19 protein-coding genes are annotated in these 19,282 nt (G+C 58.5%); 5 read left to right on the top strand and 14 right to left on the bottom strand.

The annotated features are described in order from the left end of the window. Nucleotides 1-31: 31 nt before the first annotated feature. The 5 genes from ABRP88_RS02115 to ABRP88_RS02095 all read right to left on the bottom strand — a co-directional run bounded on the left by ABRP88_RS02115 (nucleotide 32) and on the right by ABRP88_RS02095 (nucleotide 4,402). Nucleotides 32-1,186: an ATP-binding cassette domain-containing protein gene (locus ABRP88_RS02115; RefSeq protein ID WP_349835966.1), complete on the bottom strand. Its 1,155-nt coding sequence runs from the start codon at nucleotides 1,184-1,186 to the stop codon at nucleotides 32-34. Continuing rightward, nucleotides 1,177-1,869, bottom strand: coding sequence for an energy-coupling factor transporter transmembrane component T family protein (locus ABRP88_RS02110; protein ID WP_349835965.1), 693 nt, complete (start codon nucleotides 1,867-1,869; stop codon nucleotides 1,177-1,179). Before ABRP88_RS02110 ends, ABRP88_RS02115 begins: the two co-directional genes overlap by 10 nt. After that, nucleotides 1,869-2,615: an ECF transporter S component gene (locus tag ABRP88_RS02105; RefSeq protein ID WP_284784098.1), complete on the bottom strand. Its 747-nt coding sequence runs from the start codon at nucleotides 2,613-2,615 to the stop codon at nucleotides 1,869-1,871. The genes ABRP88_RS02110 and ABRP88_RS02105 overlap by 1 nt, the downstream gene beginning before the upstream one ends. A 122-nt stretch (nucleotides 2,616-2,737) precedes the next feature. Further along, nucleotides 2,738-3,715: a nucleoside hydrolase gene (locus ABRP88_RS02100; RefSeq protein ID WP_349835964.1), complete on the bottom strand. Its 978-nt coding sequence runs from the start codon at nucleotides 3,713-3,715 to the stop codon at nucleotides 2,738-2,740. 18 nt (nucleotides 3,716-3,733) lie between these two features. Beyond that, the gene (locus ABRP88_RS02095) at nucleotides 3,734-4,402 is read right to left on the bottom strand and encodes an SDR family oxidoreductase (protein WP_349835962.1); all 669 of its coding nucleotides are present in this window, start codon (nucleotides 4,400-4,402) and stop codon (nucleotides 3,734-3,736) included. A gap of 116 nt (nucleotides 4,403-4,518) precedes the next feature. Between ABRP88_RS02095 and ABRP88_RS02090 the strand changes: the two genes are divergently transcribed. Together ABRP88_RS02090 and ABRP88_RS02085 are read left to right on the top strand one after the other, a co-directional pair. Then, the gene (locus ABRP88_RS02090; RefSeq protein ID WP_034654051.1) at nucleotides 4,519-4,788 is read left to right on the top strand and encodes an ACT domain-containing protein; all 270 of its coding nucleotides are present in this window, start codon (nucleotides 4,519-4,521) and stop codon (nucleotides 4,786-4,788) included. Between the two features lies 1 nt (nucleotide 4,789). Then, nucleotides 4,790-6,154, top strand: a complete 1,365-nt coding sequence (locus ABRP88_RS02085) for a PFL family protein (protein ID WP_349835960.1) — start codon at nucleotides 4,790-4,792, stop codon at nucleotides 6,152-6,154. A gap of 59 nt (nucleotides 6,155-6,213) precedes the next feature. Here ABRP88_RS02085 and ABRP88_RS02080 read toward each other — a convergent pair whose 3' ends face one another. The 9 genes from ABRP88_RS02080 to ABRP88_RS02040 all read right to left on the bottom strand — a co-directional run bounded on the left by ABRP88_RS02080 (nucleotide 6,214) and on the right by ABRP88_RS02040 (nucleotide 15,545). After that, a complete protein-coding gene (locus ABRP88_RS02080) occupies nucleotides 6,214-7,542 on the bottom strand; it encodes a DUF2254 domain-containing protein (protein ID WP_349835959.1) in 1,329 nt (442 codons plus the stop codon). Between the two features lie 5 nt (nucleotides 7,543-7,547). Beyond that, a complete protein-coding gene (locus ABRP88_RS02075; RefSeq protein ID WP_349835957.1) occupies nucleotides 7,548-9,179 on the bottom strand; it encodes an ABC-F family ATP-binding cassette domain-containing protein in 1,632 nt (543 codons plus the stop codon). A gap of 93 nt (nucleotides 9,180-9,272) precedes the next feature. Next, complete coding sequence (locus ABRP88_RS02070; protein WP_005279145.1) at nucleotides 9,273-9,680, bottom strand: metal-sulfur cluster assembly factor; 408 nt, start codon at nucleotides 9,678-9,680, stop codon at nucleotides 9,273-9,275. After that, nucleotides 9,681-10,133 carry a Fe-S cluster assembly sulfur transfer protein SufU gene (sufU, locus tag ABRP88_RS02065; protein ID WP_005279143.1) on the bottom strand — a complete coding sequence of 151 codons (453 nt, stop codon included), beginning with the start codon at nucleotides 10,131-10,133 and terminating at the stop codon, nucleotides 9,681-9,683. Further along, entirely contained in the window at nucleotides 10,133-11,377 is a 1,245-nt protein-coding gene (locus ABRP88_RS02060; RefSeq protein WP_349835955.1) for a cysteine desulfurase, read from the bottom strand. The genes sufU and ABRP88_RS02060 overlap by 1 nt, the downstream gene beginning before the upstream one ends. A gap of 46 nt (nucleotides 11,378-11,423) precedes the next feature. Continuing rightward, nucleotides 11,424-12,182 carry a Fe-S cluster assembly ATPase SufC gene (gene sufC / locus ABRP88_RS02055; RefSeq protein ID WP_005279139.1) on the bottom strand — a complete coding sequence of 253 codons (759 nt, stop codon included), beginning with the start codon at nucleotides 12,180-12,182 and terminating at the stop codon, nucleotides 11,424-11,426. Between the two features lie 30 nt (nucleotides 12,183-12,212). After that, nucleotides 12,213-13,367 carry a Fe-S cluster assembly protein SufD gene (sufD, locus tag ABRP88_RS02050; RefSeq protein WP_349835953.1) on the bottom strand — a complete coding sequence of 385 codons (1,155 nt, stop codon included), beginning with the start codon at nucleotides 13,365-13,367 and terminating at the stop codon, nucleotides 12,213-12,215. A gap of 4 nt (nucleotides 13,368-13,371) precedes the next feature. Then, nucleotides 13,372-14,811 carry a Fe-S cluster assembly protein SufB gene (sufB, locus tag ABRP88_RS02045; protein ID WP_284769780.1) on the bottom strand — a complete coding sequence of 480 codons (1,440 nt, stop codon included), beginning with the start codon at nucleotides 14,809-14,811 and terminating at the stop codon, nucleotides 13,372-13,374. Next, nucleotides 14,808-15,545: a helix-turn-helix transcriptional regulator gene (locus ABRP88_RS02040; RefSeq protein ID WP_284769779.1), complete on the bottom strand. Its 738-nt coding sequence runs from the start codon at nucleotides 15,543-15,545 to the stop codon at nucleotides 14,808-14,810. Before ABRP88_RS02040 ends, sufB begins: the two co-directional genes overlap by 4 nt. Before the next feature lie 215 nt (nucleotides 15,546-15,760). Here ABRP88_RS02040 and mptB point away from each other — a divergent pair, with 215 nt between their 5' ends. The 3 genes from mptB (at nucleotide 15,761) to ABRP88_RS02025 (ending at nucleotide 19,271) form a co-directional block, all read left to right on the top strand. Next, nucleotides 15,761-17,485, top strand: coding sequence for a polyprenol phosphomannose-dependent alpha 1,6 mannosyltransferase MptB (mptB, locus tag ABRP88_RS02035; RefSeq protein ID WP_349835952.1), 1,725 nt, complete (start codon nucleotides 15,761-15,763; stop codon nucleotides 17,483-17,485). A gap of 6 nt (nucleotides 17,486-17,491) precedes the next feature. Beyond that, the gene (locus ABRP88_RS02030) at nucleotides 17,492-18,421 is read left to right on the top strand and encodes an ABC transporter ATP-binding protein (RefSeq protein ID WP_349835951.1); all 930 of its coding nucleotides are present in this window, start codon (nucleotides 17,492-17,494) and stop codon (nucleotides 18,419-18,421) included. Nucleotides 18,422-18,506: 85 nt separating this feature from the next. Continuing rightward, nucleotides 18,507-19,271, top strand: coding sequence for an ABC transporter permease (locus ABRP88_RS02025; RefSeq protein WP_284769776.1), 765 nt, complete (start codon nucleotides 18,507-18,509; stop codon nucleotides 19,269-19,271). Nucleotides 19,272-19,282 lie beyond the last annotated feature (11 nt).

Below are 19,282 nucleotides of genomic sequence, written 5' to 3'. Positions count from 1 at the left end.
AGGCGGAGGCTGCGGCTCAACGCCGCCATGCTTAGTTGGTGTCTTCTTGTCTGCCGTCGGTGCTGGAAAGTTCCACTTCCTGGATACAGACATACTGCGCGATCTCTTCGACGAAGCCTGGATCGTGGCATGTAAGCACTATTGCCGCTCCTGATTCCAGCGCGCCGTGAATTAGTTGATGCATCAGTGCTCGGTCCGTTAGCGAAAGCAGGCTATCGGGCTCATCCATGAGCAAGATTCCGTGGCCCATCCCCACCACATGTGCCGTTTGGGCCAGCCTGAGCCGGGAGGCGGATAGATCTAACGGGTGCTCAGCCGCATCAAGCTCTAGTAGCTCCCGTAACGCGCTATCGGAAACAAAGTCACCCAAGGTGGAATATATTACCTGGTCATAAGGAGATTGGAGGACCAATCCCCGGGGCTCAGCTGGGCGCTGTGCCCCATCAAGGCCGGCGGCGGCGCGCAGGAGAGACGTTTTTCCAGTACCGTTTGCCCCGCGCAACCAAGTCACGCCCCCTCCGCGAATGGGTATGGTTACCGGTCCGACGCTAAAGGTATTGCCGGAAGGCTTCGCCGATTGCCACCACCGCTTCTTTTCTTGCCCGCGGCGCGCAGTAAGCGGACCAAGAGATCCCCGGGATCCATAAGAAGAAATCACGTCTACGCTTACTGGGGCTGGTTGTGGGATCTCCCCTACGACTTCCCCACCCAATTCGGGCCAATGCATGGATGACACGGCAAGAACGCAGGTATTGCGCAGCGAATGCAATAGCTTCACCATCATCGCCAACGATGTGGGGTCAAGACCCGCGCTCGGCTCACAAATAATGAGTACCTCGGGCTCGCGGATCGCTACGCATGCAGCGGCGAGCCTCCGCGTCTGACCGCCCGAAAGCTGGGTGGGGTTTTTCTCCGCGTAACCGCTGAGCCCCACCGCCGCGAGCATTTCCTCTCCCCGCACCTGCATGCGGGCTGGGTCCTCACCCTGGTTTTCTAATCCTAGGACCACTTCTTCGATGCAGGTATCGCGCAGGTAGCTCATCTGCGCGGAAGAGTCAGTACCGATGATGGCAGACGTAGAGAATTTTTCGCCCAGCTCTTGCGCCACGTTTTCGGCGATGGCATCCGAAGGCACAAGTACTTGGACGATGCTTCCCTTACTTGGCTGAATATCGTCTATATCCATACAAAGACCATGACTCCTATGGTTCCAAGGGGAACGATGTAGCGCAGCACGCGGGACAGGATTGAATCCGGTACCGGCCGCAAAAGGGTCCTGGTCCCCTCTTCATCAAAGCCCACGGCGGCAAGGGCGTGGCCACGCTCGGTGCCTTGAATCAAAAGGCGCGAAATCACTGGGATGACCACCCGGGAAATAGTATTGCGCCACGTCACTTTGATTCCCGCCAGCTGGTTGGCGTCGCGGACGGTCCGCCAGGCTTGCGCACCTTGCGGTAAAGACTGCAGTGAAGCACCAACGATATAGGCAATTTTGTGTCCTGCGCGCGAGACCTGGAGCCATTTCGCAATATCGGAAATTCGCAGCACGGACATCGCCACGATGAAGCACACCATTAACGCGAAAAAGCGCAGGGCTAGCGTGGCGGCAACAAGCAGGCCATCGGTTGTGACCAGCGGAATCAGTTGGTTATCGCCATAAGGGGCGTGGATCACCAGCATCGATAAGGCCACCGGAACACAGAGCGCCCCAGAGACCAAGACGATCGCGATGGACCTCGTGGCCCACACGCCATAGGCAAGCATTGCGCCTGCGACCAGTGCAGATGTTAGTGGGCTATTGAGAGCGAGGATGAGTAGCCAACCGCACGCAGCAATGGTGAGGACCGTCGACGGGTGAAGGCGATACATTAGCGAGGCTGCAAGGATTCCCGGGTGCGCTTGGGCAAGGATTTCACGGCAGCCCACACGATAAGGAAGACGACGGCCTTATCCAGTGGGTCAGAGATGAGGGACTGCATCGTCACGGATGCAATCAAGGAGTTGCCCAGTTCGCGGAAGAGGGACGTGAGCGCGCCGGTACCGACACCAGCCGTACCACCGTAGACGAAGGCGGCAACAGGAGCGGCGAGCATACCGCAGATGATGCCGATAATGGCACCACTGACGATGACCTTCCAGATCTTGGTGAACGCACCTTTTTGAATGGCCCAGCCAGAAAGGAAGCCGGTAGCCGCGGAAACGGCGGCGAAGGGGAGCGCCATCGGGTTAAGCAGGCCCCAGACCACTGATGACAGCGTACCGGTAGCGAGCCCGGCGATGGGGCCTGCGAGGGCGGCTACCAAGATGGTTCCCACGGAGTCGATATACAGCGGAATACCGCTCGAACCGATGATTTGGCCCACCACGATATTAAGAACCAACGCGATGGGAATAATGGCGATGGTACGAGCCGGCAGGGACGGCACGGTGCCGGCAAGCAACAGAACCGCACCAATGAGGTAGCCGGCCAAGGTGATCAAGGCTTCGGCGGAGCCCGCTACGGACTCCCAATCGGTCGGGCGGAAAAGCACCAAGTAGATCCATGTGGCGACGACTAGCGCGGCGCCCGCGATGACCATCCCCCGGCGGGCAGGGGTAAGAGAAAGCTGAGGCATAGAGGTATTCCTAATCCATCAATGTGTAAAGGAGAATGGGGCACACTGCTCTTTTGGTCCCAGCCTATGTCACCTCAGCGTAGGAAAATGTGGCGTATGCGCTGCGGATTAGGGTAAAAGATTTATTCGCCTTGAGCAACACGCGTGCCCAAGTTGCGCAGCGCCCTGTCGAATTCGCGATGGGCGGCTGGAATGTCTGCGCTGGTCACCAGCGAGGCATTGGTCGGCCGATCCCAGTGATTGCGGAGGTCTGCGACGCTGGTACCGCGCATCATCGCAGAGTCCGCTTCCACATCAATGGTCGTTTCTACCGCCTCAAACGGTATCTTCTTTAGGGCAATTATGCAGGTCAGAAGATCATGAATCTGGGCTTGGTAGCCTTCTTTTTGCGCTTGATGGAATTCGAAGTAGAACCGCAGTATCTCCGGCAATGTTACTGCCATCGGTTGTGTACCAAGAATCCCCTGAATTTCTGCCAAGCGCTCTGGGGTGATGAGAAATTGCTCGGTAACTTCGAGCGAGCAGAGAGTGCTGGGTAGTGCCGCTGAAGCTGCGAAATGGTGAGCTGCAGCGTGCGGATCCACCCAGAAATTCCACTCCGCAGTCGGCGTCGTATTGCCGCGGTAATTAACGGCACCGCCCATGATGGTAATCGAGCCGCACCGCGCAACGGCATCGCCATGCTCCCGCTCGAAGTCTGCCAAATTAGTTACCGGCCCGGTGATAATGAGGTGCAGACCTGGATTGTGGGCAATCGCGGTCGACCACAACTCCTGCCAGTGAATATCGCCGAAATCGTGGTCGGGTGCAGAAAGATAGCCCAAGCCGGTCTCCCCGTGTGTTTCCGGGGTTGTGGCCAGCTCAACTTCGAGCGGAGTCGGCCGCCCAGGCGCGACGGGGACCTCCGGCAATCCACAGAGGTCCAAAATCCACCGTGCATTGGTGGCAGTCTGCTGGACCTCGGCGTTTCCAGCAGTCGTGCTCACGCCCACTAATTCAATCTCGCCTGCGTGATGCAGCCCCGCTAAGTACATTAGGGCGAGGCAGTCATCAATCCCTGGATCGCAGTCGAGCAATACAGCTGGGCGCGAAACACTCATAGATAGTTTGGCTGACTATTACTTAATGGAGCTTACTGGCTTGTCGCCGTCAACGAATACGACTGGGGACGTTGGAAGCTCTTCGCGGCCCAGTACCTCTACGATGACGTCTGCCACTAGGTCACGAGACGAGGTCTGACCTTCTTGCAGCATCTTGTCCTCGGCGAACTCCAGTCCCTGCGCGGGCTCTTCCGTCAGGCCAGCGGGCTTCAGGATGATGTGTGGGATGGAGCTGTCTGCCAAGCGGTTGTCTACTTCCTTCTTGGATTCCACGTAGGCATACCACTTTTCATCGGCTGGATCGGTCGTCGCAACCTGAGAGTCGACATAAGAAATCATGACGAATTGCGGGACATCCTTGCCCAGCTTTTCCAGAGCCTCGATGGCCGCCAGGGCGCCGTCGCGGTCAACCGCCCACGTCAGCTCTGCGCCGCCACGGCCGCCGTTTCCGGCACCCCATACAACTGCGTCATAATCTGCGAATAGCTCGGCCCATTGGTCAACGGACTGCTCGGTAATATCTGCAATAACCGGCGTAGCGTTGGCCTGCTCGATATCGGCCTTTTGGTCTGGGTTACGGATAAGCGAGTGAACCTCGTGGCCAGCTTCCGCTAATTTTGGAGCCGCCAGCAGGCCAACCTTGCCGTGTCCACCGATGTACAAAACCTTTTTCTTAGTATCAGTCATAGCGCCCCATGGTAACAGCGCATTTTTTATGCTGCAGCGGCTCTTTCGCGGCGAACTAACTACATGCCGCGCCCGTGGTGTGAGCCTTACCCACCGAACCAGATAGAATATCGGTTATGTATGCCATTATGACCGTCACCGGTGCCGATAGCACCGGAATCATTGCCGCAGTGACCACGACCCTTGCTGATCTAGACATCAACGTCATTGATGTCTCGCAGACCATTATGGGTGACTACTTCACCATGATCCTCCGCGTTGAATTCGATGCGGATGCCGTATCCATCCAGACCATCAAGGAGCGGATGCGCCCGGTGGCGGAGGAAAAGCAGCAATCCATCCGCATTCAGTCCGAAGACCTCTTTACCGCCATGAACGAGATTTAACATGAGCACGCGTTTCAATACCACCAATATCTTGGACACCATCGAGATGATCGAAAATTATCGTCTCGATATCCGCACCGTGACGATGGGCATTTCCCTGCTGGGATGCACGCGCTCGACCATGGAGGCAACCTGCCAGGCCATCTACGACCGCGTAACGCAGCAAGCCGGCCGCTTGGTTGAGGTATGCGAGGGCATCGAAGGTGAGCTCGGCATCCCGATCGTCAACAAGCGCATCTCCGTCACCCCCATTTCCCTCGTTGTCGCAGGCTTGGATGGCAACCCCGTCGATGCCGCACGGGCGCTGGATAAGGCCGCGAAGGAGGTGGGCGTTAACTTCGTCGGCGGCTACTCCGCGCTGGTGGAAAAGGGCGCGACGAGCGCGGAGCAAAAGCTCATTGCCTCCATCCCAGAAGCCTTGGCTGATACGGACGTGGTGTGTTCCTCGGTCAATATCGCCAGCTCTCGCGCCGGCATCAATATGGATGCAACGAAGCAGATGGGCGAGGTCATTAAGGAAGCCGCTGAGCTCACCAAGGATAATTCCGCGATTGCCTGCGCCAAGCTCGTCGTCTTTGCCAATTCCGTGGGCGATAATCCGTTTATGGCTGGTGCTTTCCACGGCATCGAGGAGCCGGACTGCGTCGTTTCCGTCGGTGTCTCGGGCCCTGGCGTAGTGGACCGCGCCCTTGGTTCCTTGGAAGGCGCAACCCTGGATCAGGTTGCAGAGGAAGTGAAAAAGGCCGCCTTCAAGATCACCCGCGCCGGGCAGCTCGTGGGCAATATGGCCTCCGAGCGCCTCGGCGTTCCCTTCGGCATCATTGACCTTTCCTTGGCTCCCACGGCGGAACTCGGCGATTCCGTGGCGCACATCCTCGAGCACATGGGCCTCGATCAGGTAGGTACGCATGGCACGACGGCGGCATTGGCGCTGCTTAACGATGCCGTGAAGAAGGGCGGCATGATGGCATGCTCGCGCGTGGGTGGCTTGTCCGGTTCCTTCATTCCCGTCTCTGAGGACAGGGGCATGATCGATGCCGTGAAGTCCGGCTCCATTTCCATGGACAAGTTGGAGGCCATGACCGCGATCTGCTCGGTCGGCTTTGACATGATTGCACTGCCTGGTGATACCTCCGCGGCCACGATTTCCGGCATGATTGCGGATGAAGCCGCAATCGGCGTGATGAATCATAAGACCACCGCCGTGCGCGTCATTCCGGTACCTGGCGCCAAGGTGGGCGACGAGGTCAGCTTCGGTGGCCTATTGGGCTATGCCCCGATCATCCCGGTTAATACGGTGGGCAACTCGCAGTTCATTAACCGCGGTGGCTTTATCCCCGCACCGGTGCACGGTTTCCGCAACTAGGTGTGGGGTACTCCACACCTAGGGGGACACGCGCCTAGGGCAAGCGCGCCAAGGCTCCGCTAAGACTCGGAGTCCTCATTCTCCTCGCCCGGTTTCTCGGATTCTTCCCACCGGGCGAGGTTTGCTTTAAAGTGCTGAAAAGAATCCTCTAGCTGGCGCAATTCCACCTCGCCACCGACCTGGCGGCCCGCATCGGAGTAGATAGCCTCCGCCGCCTCATCTAGGACGTCGCGGCGCTCCACGGTGCGCAGCAGTGCCACCACCTTGGCCAGGTTATTGAGCAGGCTGAGATAGATTTCGGCGTTATCGGCCGCATCGCGGCGGATTTGGGTGAACATCGCCTCAATGATCTGTTCATAGCTAAAGGTTTGATAGTCCAGGCGGAACTCGCCATCGATATGCATAATGCCTTGCGGCAGGCGCTTGTCCCCTATGACCACCAAAATTTGCGTGAAGCGATCAATGATATCGATGACCGTATAAGGGTCATTGACGCCGGTACTTAAAGCACGGGCGGCGATTTCCGCAAGGTGCCGGGCCGTAAACCGCGGGTCGTGCGCGGAGGCGTCCTCGCGATGCTGCGTGACCACGATGTGCTTTTCAATGTTTTCCGGCATGTGCGGCACGCCGTGGGCAATGACCTCGCCTTCTAACACGAGATCGCCGGGGGCGACGCCCAGATGAACAGCACAATCTTCTTCGGCCGCGGCTTGGGCAATGGACTCGTAGTCCACGAACTTCAGGTACCCCGTTTGGGAGCTGCGGGTTGCGTCGGCGGATTCGTAGAAATCCGTCCCCGGGGCCTTTGATACCTTCTCTTCCTCACCACGCTCAATAAGGCGCCGCATATGCTCTTCCACATCTTGTGCCACCACGTGCACCACGTGAGACATGCTAATAGACTGCGCGATGTGGACGATGAAATAAATCAAAAAGACCACGCATATCAGCGCCAAGGCAATGTCGACTGCGACATTCAGCGAGGGGACGTGTTCTTGCTTGCCCTCGCCGCCGGCGCGCACGGCACGCAGAGAGAGCAGCGAATAGGTAAAAGTCGCCAGGTAGATCCCCAGCGTGGACTGGATGGAACGGTCCTTTAAAAACTCGTGCAATAGGCGCGGGCCCATCACCGTCACCACGCCGGAAAGCGCGGTCAGGGTGATAAAGAACAGGGTCCCGGCCAAAGACAGCGTGGCGGTGGCAACGGCGGTGAGCAGGCCCTGGGCACTTTCCGCGCTGCCGTCATAAAGTCGAGAGAGCGCCAGATCGAAGTTGCGGTCGATCGCCAGCATGCCTTCGGCCGCCACGACGGCTACCGCTACCGCTACGGCGGGAATGACCCAAAACTTATCCCGCCAGGCGGGCATCCTCTCGATCAGCGTCTTCATAAGGCTTAAGCCAGCTCGACGATTTCCATGTACTCATCGGACCACAGATCTTCATCGCCGTCCGGCATGATGATCACGCGCTCGGGGTCGAGTGCCTTGACCGCACCCGGATCGTGGGTTACCAAGACCACCGCGCCCGTGTACGTATTGAGCGCATCGAGCACCTGCTCGCGGGAAATGGGGTCGAGGTTGTTGGTCGGCTCATCGAGGAGCAGCACGTTCGCGCGGCTGGAGACCAGAGTAGCCAGGGACAGGCGAGTTTTCTCACCGCCGGACAGCGTTCCGGCGGGCTGCTGCAGTTTATCGCCGGAAAACATGAAGGCACCCAGCAGCCCGCGCAGCTCTTGCTGGTCCGCATCGGGGCAGGCCTCGATGGTGTTTTCCCACACGCTCTTATCCGGGTGGATATTGTCGTGCTCCTGGGCAAAGTAGCCAATGCGCAAACCGTGGCCACTGACGATGCCGCCTTCGCCGTCGGTGCGCTCCTCCCCCGCCAAAAGCTTCAGCAGGGTGGTCTTACCGGCACCGTTGTATCCCAGGACAACGACCCTGGAGCCCTTATCGATGGCCAGGTCCACTCCCGCGAACACCTCCAGCGAGCCATACATCTTGGTCAAGCCCTTAGCGTTCATAGGCGTTTTGCCACACGCGGCCGGCTCGGGGAATTTAATATTGGCTACCTTATCCGCAACACGCACCTCATCGAGGTCATTCATCATGCGTTCGGCTCGGTTCAGCATCTGCTTAGCCGCTGCGGCCTTGGTGGCCTTGGCACCCAATTTAGCGGCCTGCTTTTGCAACGCGGAGGCCTTCTTTTCCGCATTCGCGCGCTCGCGGCGCCGGCGCGCCTCATCAGTGGCGCGGGCGTCGAGGTACTTCTTATACCCCATGTTGTAGACATCCGCCTCGCCGCGCACCGCATCAAGGAACCAGACCTTATTACAGACCGCCTCGAGCAACTCCACGTCGTGCGAAATCATGACCAGACCGCCCTCGTGCTTGGACAGGAACTGGCGGAGCCAGACGATGGAGTCTGCATCTAGGTGGTTGGTCGGCTCATCCAGGAGCAACGTGGTCTGGGATTTGCCTGATCCCTCGCTGGCTGCAAAAAGGATCTGCGCCAGCTCTACGCGGCGCCGCTGGCCACCGGATAACGTCTTAAGCTTTTGGTCTAAAACGCGCTGCGGCAGGCCCAAGTTATCGCAGATTTGAGCGCACTCGGAGTCGGCCTCGTAACCGCCCAAGGAATCGAATTGTTCTTCCAGACGGGAGTATTTACGGATGGCCTTGTCGCGAAGCTTCTCGTCCGTTGCCGTTTCCATCAGCTCTTGCTGCTTGGCCATCCGCCGCTTAATATCATCCAGCCCTCGGGCAGAAAGCACGCGCTCGCGCGCGGTTTGCTCGATATTGCCTTCACGCGAATCCTGCGGAAGGTAGCCAATCGGACCCGAGCGAGAAACCGTGCCTCCATAAGGCTCGGTCTCACCGGCCAAGATGCGCATGGTCGTGGTCTTTCCCGCACCATTGCGGCCCACTAGCCCGATGCGGTCGCCGGGTTGGACGCGGAGGTGCTGTCCGGGGGCATCGAGAAGCGTGCGGGCGCCTACGCGTACCTCAAAATCATTGGTCACAATCACGACAAGCCAGTCTAGCAATCAAAGCTCAAGGCACTAATTCACGCAGAAAAGCGGCGGTAATACTACCGCCGCTTTCCCGCTATTCCGTGGTGATTAAACCGCGAAGCCCAGAGCTTGGAGCTGCTCGCGGCCTTCTTCGGAAATCATGTGTGGGCCCCAAGGCGGCATCCACACCCAGTTGATACGCACGCCATCGGCAAGCTTCTTGCCGGTAACGATGTCCTCAACCTGCTCCGCAATGACATCGGTCAAAGGGCAGGCCGGCGAGGTCAGCGTCATGTTAATCATGGCGAGCTCTTTGCCATCTTCTTCTTCCAGCCACAGGTCATAGACCAAGCCCAAGTCAACAACGTTGATGCCGAGCTCGGGGTCGATGACGTCGCGCATGAACTCGGTGATGTCAAAGGCCTTCGACAGCTGTTCTTCCGTCTGCTCCGGCCGCTCACCGCCTGCGCTGAAGGACGAATTCTCGTTCTGGTAAGGATCTACGGGATCGGTCATTTACTTCTCCACTTCATTGAGCGCATCTGCGGTGGCGGCCTGAAAAGCCTTCCACCCTAGCAGCGCGCATTTAACTCGTGCCGGGTATTGAGAAACGCCTGCAAAGGCAACACCATCGCCGATGATGTCCTCATCGCCTTCGTCCTGGCCACGCGAGGTAACCATCTTTTCAAACTCGGCAAGCTTTTTATTGGCTTCCTCCAAGGGCAGGCCGACGATCTCTTCCGCCATGACGGACGTCGATGCTTGGGAGATGGAGCAGCCTTCGGCGTCGTAGGACACATCCTCAACGGTCTTGCCATCTGCGGAAAGGTTGACGCGCAACGTGAGCTCATCACCGCATGAGGGGTTCACGTGGTGGACCTCTGCCTGGAACGGCTCGCGCAACCCCGCGTGTTGCGGATTTTTATAGTGATCCAAGATCACGTCTTGGTACATCGAATCAAGATTCATTAGGCAACTCCAAAGAAATCGCGGGCGGCCTTAATGGCTTCTACCAGCTTATCTACTTCAGCTTCCGTGTTGTACAGGTAAAAGCTAGCGCGCGCGGTGGACTGTGCACCGCAGGCGCGGTGCAGCGGCCATGCGCAGTGGTGACCTACACGGATGGATACGCCCTGGTCATCGAGCACCTGCCCCAAATCGTGCGGGTGAACGCCTTCCACGGTAAAGGAGATGGCCGCGCCACGGTTTCCAGCCGTTTCTGGGCCGATGATGCGCAGGCCAGGAATCTCACGAAGCTGCTCCAAGGCATAGGCGGTGAGCTTCTGCTCGTGGGCATGGATATTATCCATCCCCACTTCCTCGAGGAACTTCACCGCTGCACCGAGGCCTACGACCTGGCTGGTCATCTGCGTTCCGGCTTCAAACCGCGTTGGCGGTTCCGCGAAGGTGGTGCCTTCCATCTTCACTACCTCGATCATGGATCCACCCGTGAGGAATGGAGGAAGCTTGCGCAGCAACTCGTCCTTGCCGTAGAGCACGCCCACACCATTGGGGCCACACATCTTGTGGCCTGAGAATGCGGCGAAATCCACATCCAAGGCATGGAAATCTACCGGCATGTGCGGGACGGACTGGCAGGCATCGAGCACCACCATGGCGTTAACCGCGCGGGCGCGGCGCACCATTTCCTCGACATCGGATACAGCGCCAGTCACATTGGACTGATGAGTAAACGCAACAACCTTGACGGACTCATCGAGCTCGAGCGAATCCAGGTCGATGCGGCCATCGTCAGTTAACGAGTACCACTTCAAGGTGGCCCCGGTGCGCTCACAGAGCTCTTGCCAAGGCACGAGGTTAGCGTGATGCTCGAGCTCCGTGATGACGACGGTATCGCCCTCTCCTACGTAGAGCTCGCCCGCGCGCTCATCGGAAAGCGTATAGGCAACCTCATTAAGCGCCTCGGTGGCGTTTTTCGCAAAGGCAATCTCATCGCGATCCGCGCCAACAAAGGCGGCAATGGCCTGCCGGGCCGACTCATAGGCGTTATCCGCCTCCTCAGCCAGCTGGTACGAGCCGCGGTGGACAGGGGCGTTGGTATGGAGAACGAACTCCTCCTCTGCCTTCCATACCGGCAGCGGGCGCTGGGAGGTAGCCCCCGAATCCAGGTACACCAGCGGCTTATCGCCGCGCACGGTGCGCTGCAGGATTGGGAACTGCTCCCTAATTGCGTTTACATCAAATCCAGACATAAAACTTCTTCGATTCATCGAGGATGAACCAGCACTGGGCTGGTCTTTACTGCAGGAACTGGTCGTAGCCGTCAGACTCAAGCTGGTCTGCCAACTCGGCCCCGCCGGTCTTAACAACCTGGCCGTTAGCGAATACGTGCACGAAATCAGGCTGGACGTAGTTGAGGATGCGCTTGTAGTGGGTAATCATCAAGATGCCGCCATTGGTGTCATCCTGGTAGCGGTTGATGCCATCAGAAACGATGCGCAGCGCGTCAACGTCCAAGCCGGAGTCGGTCTCATCCATGACCGCGAACTTGGGCTTTAGGATGTCCAGTTGCATGACCTCGTGGCGCTTCTTTTCGCCACCAGAAAAGCCCTCGTTGACGGAGCGGGAGATGAAGGACTTATCAATCTTCAGGTTCTCGCGAGCCTCAGTAAGTTCCTTATTCCACTCGCGCAGCTTGGGGGCCTCGCCGCGGATGGAGGTCACGGCGGAACGCATGAACTGCGATACCTTCACGCCAGGCACCTCGGTTGGGTACTGCATGGCTAGGAACAGGCCGGCGCGAGCGCGCTCGTCGACGGGCATGTCAAGGAGGTTTTCGCCATCGAGAAGCACCTCACCCTCGGTGACCTCGTACTTCGGGTGACCAGCAATGGTGTAGGACAAGGTGGACTTGCCGGAGCCGTTCGGGCCCATGATGGCGTGGATCTCGCCGGAGTTGATGGTGAGGTTGACGCCCTTGAGGATTTCCTTGGGCTCGCCGTTTTCTTCATTCGGCAGAACCTGGGCGTGGAGATTCTTAATTTCCAGAGTAGACATAGTTTTTGTGGGTTTCCTTCTGTAAGTGCGTTAAGCGGAGATCTTTTCCAGTTCTTCGGAAATGCGGTTTTCCAGTTCCTCGGACAGGGATTGCACCGGAATGCGGTGGATGACCTCATTGAAGAAGCCACGAATGATGAGGCGACGAGCCTCTGCCTCCGGAATGCCGCGGGACATCAAGTAGAACAGCTCGATATCGTCAAAGCGTCCAACCGTGGCGGCGTGGCCGGCGCCGGTGATCTCACCGGTTTCGATTTCCAAGTTCGGGATGGCGTCAGCGCGCGCACCGTCCGTGAGAATAAGGTTATTATTCGTCTCATAGGTATCGGTGCCCTGTGCGTTGGAGCGGATAAGCACGTCTCCTACCCAGCAGGTACGAGCCTCGTTCTTCTTCTCACCCTGCAATGCGCCCTTGTACAGGACATTGGAGCGACAATTCGGAACCGAGTGATCCACGAGCATGCGGTTTTCGAAGTACTGACCAGAATCGGCGAAGTACACGCCCAGCAACTCGGCGTCGCCGCCAGGAGCGGTGAAGTTCACGCGTGGGACGATGCGCACGACCTCGCCGCCGAAGATGGCAGAGTTATGGCGCAGCACTGCATCGCGTCCTACCTGAGCTACCTGGTTGGACAGGTGCACCGCGTCGTTTTCCCAGTCGACATCCACGATGACGGTCAGGTGCGCGCCATCGCCGAGGATGAACTCCACGTTATCCGCATGGGTGCCAGAGCCAACGTACTTCAGCACAACGGTGGCTTCTGCATGGTGGCCTACCTCGATGGAGGTGGCACCGAAGGAGGTCACGTCCTCGCCCTTACCCGTATAGGTAATGGTGATGGGATCTTCCACCTGCACCTCAGGGTCAACGGTTACCACTTGACCTCCCGGCATGGAGGTCCATGCCTGGGCGGCCACGCGGTCAGAAGGCTTGCCCACGCGGCCAAGACGCTCATCGTCGCGGCTTACAGTCTCCGCAGAAACGCCAGGGTGCTCGCTTACCTTCACGTCCTGGGCAACCGCTTGAGCAAATTCCCCGTTGTGCAGGCCCCGCAGCTTGCGGAGGGAAACAAAGCGCCATACCTCGTCGCGGCCGTGCGGTACCGGGAAATCCTCCACGTTGGTAGAGGTAAAGACGTCACCCTTGGTGATCTTATCCGGATTGAATTCGTTCGAAGCGACCATTTCTTTAGCCGACCGATCCTTCCATTTGCAGTTCGATGAGGCGGTTGAGCTCGAGGGCGTACTCCATCGGCAGCTCCTTAGCAATCGGCTCAACGAAGCCACGCACGATCATTGCCATTGCTTCTTCTTCCGCAATGCCGCGGGACATGAGGTAGAACAGCTGCTCTTCAGAAACCTGCGAAACGGTTGCCTCGTGGCCCAGCGTGACGTACTCGTTGCGGATATCGTTGTACGGGTATGTGTCCGAACGCGAGATATTGTCCACGAGCAAGGCATCGCATTCCACGTTGGACGTGGAGTGGTGCGCATTCTGATTGACCTGCACCAGTCCGCGGTAAGCAGCGCGGCCACCGGCGCGGGCAACGGACTTGGAGACGATATTGGAGGAGGTGTAGGGAGCCATGTGCGTCATCTTCGCACCGGTGTCCTGGAACTGTCCCTCGCCGGCGAAGGCAACGGAGAGCACCTCACCCTTAGCGTGCGGACCGGTCATCCACACGGCCGGGTACTTCATGGTGACCTTGGAGCCGATGTTGCCATCGACCCATTCCATGGTGCCGCCCTCTTCCACCTTGGTGCGCTTGGTCACCAAGTTGTAGACGTTGCTGGACCAGTTCTGGATCGTTGTATAGCGGCAGCGGCCGCCCTTCTTCACGATGATCTCAACTACCGCGGAGTGCAGGGAGTCTGACTTGTAGATAGGAGCGGTGCAGCCTTCCACGTAGTGAACGTAGGCATCCTCATCCACGATGATGAGGGTGCGCTCAAACTGGCCCATGTTCTCAGTATTAATACGGAAGTAGGCCTGCAGCGGGATGTCAACGTGCACGCCCTTCGGGACATAAATGAAGGAGCCGCCGGACCACACTGCGGAGTTCAACGCGGAGAATTTATTGTCACCGGCAGGGATGACGGTGCCGAAGTATTCTTCAAAAAGCTCCGGGTAATCGCGCAGCGCAGTATCGGTATCAACGAAGATAACGCCCTGGCTTTCCAGGTCCTCGCGAATCTGGTGGTAGACAACCTCAGACTCGTACTGCGCGGCCACACCGGCAACTAAGCGCTGCTTTTCCGCCTCTGGAATGCCCAGCTTGTCGTAGGTGGCCTTAATATCATCCGGGAGGTCGTCCCAGGTCTGTGCCTGCTCTTCGGTGGACTTGACGTAGTACTTGATCTGGTCAAAGTCGATGCCGGAGAGATCCGCACCCCAAGAGGGAATAGGCTTCTTGTCAAAGATATTCAGAGCCTTGAGACGCTGGTTCAGCATCCACTCGGGCTCGCCCTTCTTTGCGGAAATATCGCGGACAACGTCCTCGTTCAGGCCACGGGCGGCAGAAGCGCCGGCCGAGTCCGAGTCGTGCCAGCCGTACTCATACGCACCAATAGAATCGATGATCTCATCATCGGTCATTTTATTGTCAGGTGCCGATTGTGCCTGGGTCATGACTCGCTCCTTTCAGTATTAGTTTTGACAGGTGTCAAGGGGATATTCGTGGTACAAATTCCGTGGCCATCTGCGATAGAAGCCAAAGGTTGTACGTGTTTGCCTAAGAGGGCGGAAAAGACTTCCTGCTCTGCCTCGCACAGTTCGGGATGCTCGGCCGCCACATGGGCAACCGGGCAATGGTGCTGACAGATTTGCACTCCCTGTCCAGCACGGTCCACGGTGGCGGCGTACCCGTGCTTGTCCAGGGTTTCAGCCAGTTTGCGCGCTACTTCCTCGACCGATTCTTCCGCGTCCACGAAGGGACGCACATCAGCGATGATGCGCTCAAACCGAGCCTTAGCGAAGTTCTTCACAGCCTCTGAACCGCCCGCAGAGCGCAGCGCGGTCAACGCTTCAGAAGCTAATTCATCATAGGCGTGGCCAAATTGCGCACGCCCACGATCCGTCAGGCGGAAGTGCTTTGCCGGTCGCCCACGCCCCGTTCCGGAGTGCATCCGCGAACGAGAAACTGGACGGCGCTCGACAACTTCCGTTAGTTCTTCTTCCACCAGAATGTCTAAATGCCGGCGGATCCCGGCGGTCGAAAGACCAAGGCGCTCACCCAGGTAAGAGGCGGTTACAGGGCCATCTTTAAGCAAAAGCAGCAGTACCTGGCGGCGGGTATCACCATCCGTGGATCGTGATTCCTTCACCGCCATATGCGCGGCTGCCGCGCGCTGCGTGTTGCCCATACCCTAAAACCTCCCTTCCCTAGGTCAGCTACCTGCAGTCGCTGTGCTCCGTCGCGCCGAAAATACCGTCGCCACGGAAGCGCCATAACTGCGCTTTCATCATTAGACAACACTAGTGTTCCTTAATTCATTCCGGAATGCCACCATTGCAGTTACCGGGCGTGGCAGCGGGGGTAAATTTCCCACCCTACGGTCCTCGCGTAAGGTCTTAAGCCATGAAAGGGAAACTACGGGGAGTGCTCGATAGCGTTAAGGCAGAATTGCCGCGCTTGGGTACCGCAGGTTCTCGTTCCGCACAGTTGCACGCTGAAGGCACAGGCGCGCAAGCCGGTGATACTCGCTACGATTTCATCACCCAAGCGCCAGAGGTCCTCCAGCACACCACAGTCTCCCAAAAGCGCACCTTTTTCATCTTGCGGTGGGCGGGAACCGTCGGATCCCTTCTCATCGCCTTTGGCGCGTTGGGCGCGGGTGCCTTGCCGGTAGTGGGCAACCCTTATGACAATGTGCCCTTTGGCTCGCTCATGTCACGCATGCTGCAGACCTCGTCTGCGCTCGTCATGGTGGGCGTGGGACTTTTAGTTACGGCCTGGATTTTCCTCGCCCCATTCGTGGGCACCCCGCTGCGCCAGGCCCGACCCGGCGAGCCCGCCAGAGATCGCCCCCGCCGGCTCGTTTCTCCGCGCCAGCTGTGGATCACGTGGGCCGGGTGGGTCTTCCCCCTCATCTTCACCGCGCCCTTATTTACCCAAGACATTTATTCTTATTTGGCCAATGGATCCATCGTCGCACAAGGGATGGATCCCTATTCCGCCGGCCCGGTGCAGCTCTTGGGCGCTGGCGACGAGCTCGCGCGCTCCGTCCCATTTATCTGGGCAAATTCACCATCCCCCTACGGGCCAGTTGCCCTGGGATTGGCGGCAGTCGTCAGCATCGTCACCGGAAACTCCATCGTCTTAGGCGTAATCGCCCACCGCCTACTTTCCATCGTGGGCATCATCGTGGCCGGCTGGGCCATCACGCAGCTTGCTCAGCGATGCCGCGTCTCCCCTGCCTCTGCACTATGGCTCGGCATCTTGAACCCACTGACCATTCTTCACCTCGTGGGCGGTATCCATAATGAATCCATCATGCTTGGATTGTCGTTATTGGGCATGGAGCTCGGTTTAAGGGGCATCGATAAGCTGGGACACGATAAAAGAGGAGCCTACTTAGCACTCATAGCCTCGGGAGTTTTCCTATCCTGCGCCGGAATGGTCAAGGTTACTGGCTTTATTGGACTCGGCTTTATCGGCATGGCTTATGCCCGCCACTTGCACATGCAGGCACGCGTGCCACGCTGGCAAGCCTTATTCACGGCCATCGCCGTACAGGCTGCGGTGCTCGTAGTCACCATTGCGCTCATCAGCCTCATCACGGGAATTAACCTCGGATGGATTACCGGGCAAGGCGGCGCCGCCACAATTCGGTCTTGGCTTTCACTGTCCACAACGGTAGGAGTTGGCGCCGGTTTCCTCGGGATGTTTTTAGGGCTTGGGGACCATACAGACGCCATATTGACCATCACCCGCAGTTTCGGTGTCTTGGTCGCAGTCGCCTTTATGGCCCGCATGCTGTACGCCACCCTGCGCGGATATATCCACCCCGTCGGCGGGCTGGGAATCTCTACCCTGGTGCTTGTCATTTTCTTCCCGGTGGTCCACCCCTGGTACATCCTGTGGGCCGTTTTGCCATTGGCAGCATGGGCGAACCGGCACATCTTCCGGTTTAGCGTCGTTGCCTATACCGGCGCGATGAGCTTTTTCGTCCTACCGCGTGGCCTAGGCCTACCTGCGGGAACGGTGCTTTCCATTTATATCGCCGCTGCCTGCGCATTCGCCGTAGTGGCCGGATTGTGGTGGGTTGCTATGCGCCGAAATGGAATCCGTGTCTTAAACTAGGCACCCGTGAATGCAATTCCAGCTGATAACCCCGCCCTGTCCTTGGAGGGTGTGGTAAAGAAATTTGGCCCCACGGCAGCCGTCAACGGGCTCAGCCTGAGCGTTGCACACGGCGAAATATTCTGCCTGCTCGGGCCCAATGGTGCTGGCAAGTCCACCACCATCGAAATGTCTGAAGGCTTTATCCACCCCACCGCCGGGTCCATTAAGGTCTTGGGCCTTGACCCGAGCACCGCACCAGATAGGGTGCGCGAAAAAGTGGGGATCATGCTTCAAGGCGGCGGGTCCTACTCAGGTATCCGCGTGCTAGAAATGCTGGAATTGACCGCTCGCTATAACGCCAATCCACTGCCACCGGAATGGTTGCTCGAAACCCTCGGCTTGCAAGGTGTTGCACGCACGTCCTACCGACGGCTGTCCGGAGGGCAACAACAGCGGCTATCGCTCGCACTCGCGGTCATCGGCAGGCCCGAGCTGGTTTTCCTCGATGAACCCACCGCGGGCATGGACGCCCAATCCCGCCTCGCCGTGTGGGATCTCATCCGCGCCCTCAAGCGCGACGGGGCCACCGTTATTTTGACCACCCACCTGATGGATGAGGCTGAATCGCTGGCAGATCACATCGCCATCATGGATCACGGCGCGCTCGTGGCGCAGGGAACCCCGGCAGAACTGACCTCCCAGGGCGAGGCCGCCGGTTTTAGTTTTAGCGCCAACTCCGCAGTTGACTTGGACGCCTTGCAGCGAATTGGGATCCCCACGACCGCCTCGCGGCCACTGCACTACCGCGTGAGCCAGCCCAGTTCACCGGAATTGATTTCCGCCCTCGCCGCCGAGCTCGCCCGGCAAGGAGTGCTTTTGCGAAGCCTAGAATCCCACCACCGGAACCTCGAGGAGGTATTCCTCGATCTCACAGGCAGGCACTTGCGCAGTTGATGAAGCCCTGTGTCTTGTCTTCATCCTAGAATCACCAGTACCCGCACCCACCACAAGCGAATTTTCAAGGAATAGGCCCCCGTTTATGAGCACAACGTTTCCCCCCGGCACTTTCCGCCCGGCACCCAAGCGGGCGAGCGCAGGCGCCATCATCCTTGCCCAAGGCGGCATGGAAGCCAAGCTCATGCTGCGCCACGGCGAACAACAACTGCTCAGCATCGTTATCCCACTCGCCATCCTGCTTGGGACCGCCCACCTGGAATCAACCACAGGCCATGGTCTGCACGAAGTTTTTCCCATGGTGCTTGCGGTGGCGGCGACATCGGCTGGCTTTACCGGGCAAGCCATCTCCCTGGCCTTTGACCGCCGATACGGGGCTTTAAAGCGCACCGGCGCCTCCGGCGTACCGGCATGGGCGATTATCGGCGGCAAAATCATCGGCGTGTTGACGATGGTGGTATTCCAGATTCTCGTGCTCGGTGCCACTGCCTTTGCCTTGGGCCTGCGCATCAGTGTGCCCGGGATTCTGCTCATGATCGTCTCGCTCATATTTGGCGTCGCTGCCTTTACCGCCATGGGTTTGGTGCTAGGCGGCACCCTCAGCTCCGAAGCCGTACTCGCGCTAGCAAACCTCATTTGGTTCATCCTTCTGGCGATCGTCGGCTGGGCCCTATATTCTCAGGGCTTGGGGGATAATGGCCTGCTCAATATCGTGCCTACGGTGGCGCTTGCGGGCGCGCTTGCTGATGCCTCCAATTCCACCTTTCCCGGCATCGAACTCATTTCCTTGACCGCGTGGCTGGCAGTGGCGTCGTATGCGGCCGTTCGTTGGTTCCGCTTCGACGGCTAAATGTGAGTTAT

The organism is Corynebacterium sp. KPL2734 (assembly GCF_040225595.1).
Lineage (GTDB): Bacteria > Actinomycetota > Actinomycetes > Mycobacteriales > Mycobacteriaceae > Corynebacterium > Corynebacterium rhinophilum.
The sequence above is the reverse complement of the archived record's forward strand: the minus strand, read 5'-3'. Positions and strand labels throughout refer to the sequence as shown.

Bases quoted from the DNA above. Each gene is read 5' to 3' on its own strand.
- ABRP88_RS02090 (WP_034654051.1), top strand. From the start codon at position 4,519: ATGTATGCCATTATGACCGTCACCGGTGCCGATAGCACCGGAATCATT.
- ABRP88_RS02110 (WP_349835965.1), bottom strand. From the start codon at position 1,869: ATGTATCGCCTTCACCCGTCGACGGTCCTCACCATTGCTGCGTGCGGT.
- sufU (WP_005279143.1), bottom strand. From the start codon at position 10,133: ATGAATCTTGATTCGATGTACCAAGACGTGATCTTGGATCACTATAAA.
- ABRP88_RS02105 (WP_284784098.1), bottom strand. From the start codon at position 2,615: ATGCCTCAGCTTTCTCTTACCCCTGCCCGCCGGGGGATGGTCATCGCG.
- ABRP88_RS02070 (WP_005279145.1), bottom strand. From the start codon at position 9,680: ATGACCGATCCCGTAGATCCTTACCAGAACGAGAATTCGTCCTTCAGC.
- ABRP88_RS02040 (WP_284769779.1), bottom strand. From the start codon at position 15,545: ATGGGCAACACGCAGCGCGCGGCAGCCGCGCATATGGCGGTGAAGGAA.
- ABRP88_RS02085 (WP_349835960.1), top strand. From the start codon at position 4,790: ATGAGCACGCGTTTCAATACCACCAATATCTTGGACACCATCGAGATG.
- ABRP88_RS02095 (WP_349835962.1), bottom strand. From the start codon at position 4,402: ATGACTGATACTAAGAAAAAGGTTTTGTACATCGGTGGACACGGCAAG.
- sufC (WP_005279139.1), bottom strand. From the start codon at position 12,182: ATGTCTACTCTGGAAATTAAGAATCTCCACGCCCAGGTTCTGCCGAAT.
- ABRP88_RS02115 (WP_349835966.1), bottom strand. From the start codon at position 1,186: ATGGATATAGACGATATTCAGCCAAGTAAGGGAAGCATCGTCCAAGTA.
- ABRP88_RS02025 (WP_284769776.1), top strand. From the start codon at position 18,507: ATGAGCACAACGTTTCCCCCCGGCACTTTCCGCCCGGCACCCAAGCGG.
- mptB (WP_349835952.1), top strand. From the start codon at position 15,761: ATGAAAGGGAAACTACGGGGAGTGCTCGATAGCGTTAAGGCAGAATTG.
- ABRP88_RS02100 (WP_349835964.1), bottom strand. From the start codon at position 3,715: ATGAGTGTTTCGCGCCCAGCTGTATTGCTCGACTGCGATCCAGGGATT.
- ABRP88_RS02060 (WP_349835955.1), bottom strand. From the start codon at position 11,377: ATGTCTGGATTTGATGTAAACGCAATTAGGGAGCAGTTCCCAATCCTG.
- sufD (WP_349835953.1), bottom strand. From the start codon at position 13,367: ATGGTCGCTTCGAACGAATTCAATCCGGATAAGATCACCAAGGGTGAC.
- sufB (WP_284769780.1), bottom strand. From the start codon at position 14,811: ATGACCCAGGCACAATCGGCACCTGACAATAAAATGACCGATGATGAG.
- ABRP88_RS02080 (WP_349835959.1), bottom strand. From the start codon at position 7,542: ATGAAGACGCTGATCGAGAGGATGCCCGCCTGGCGGGATAAGTTTTGG.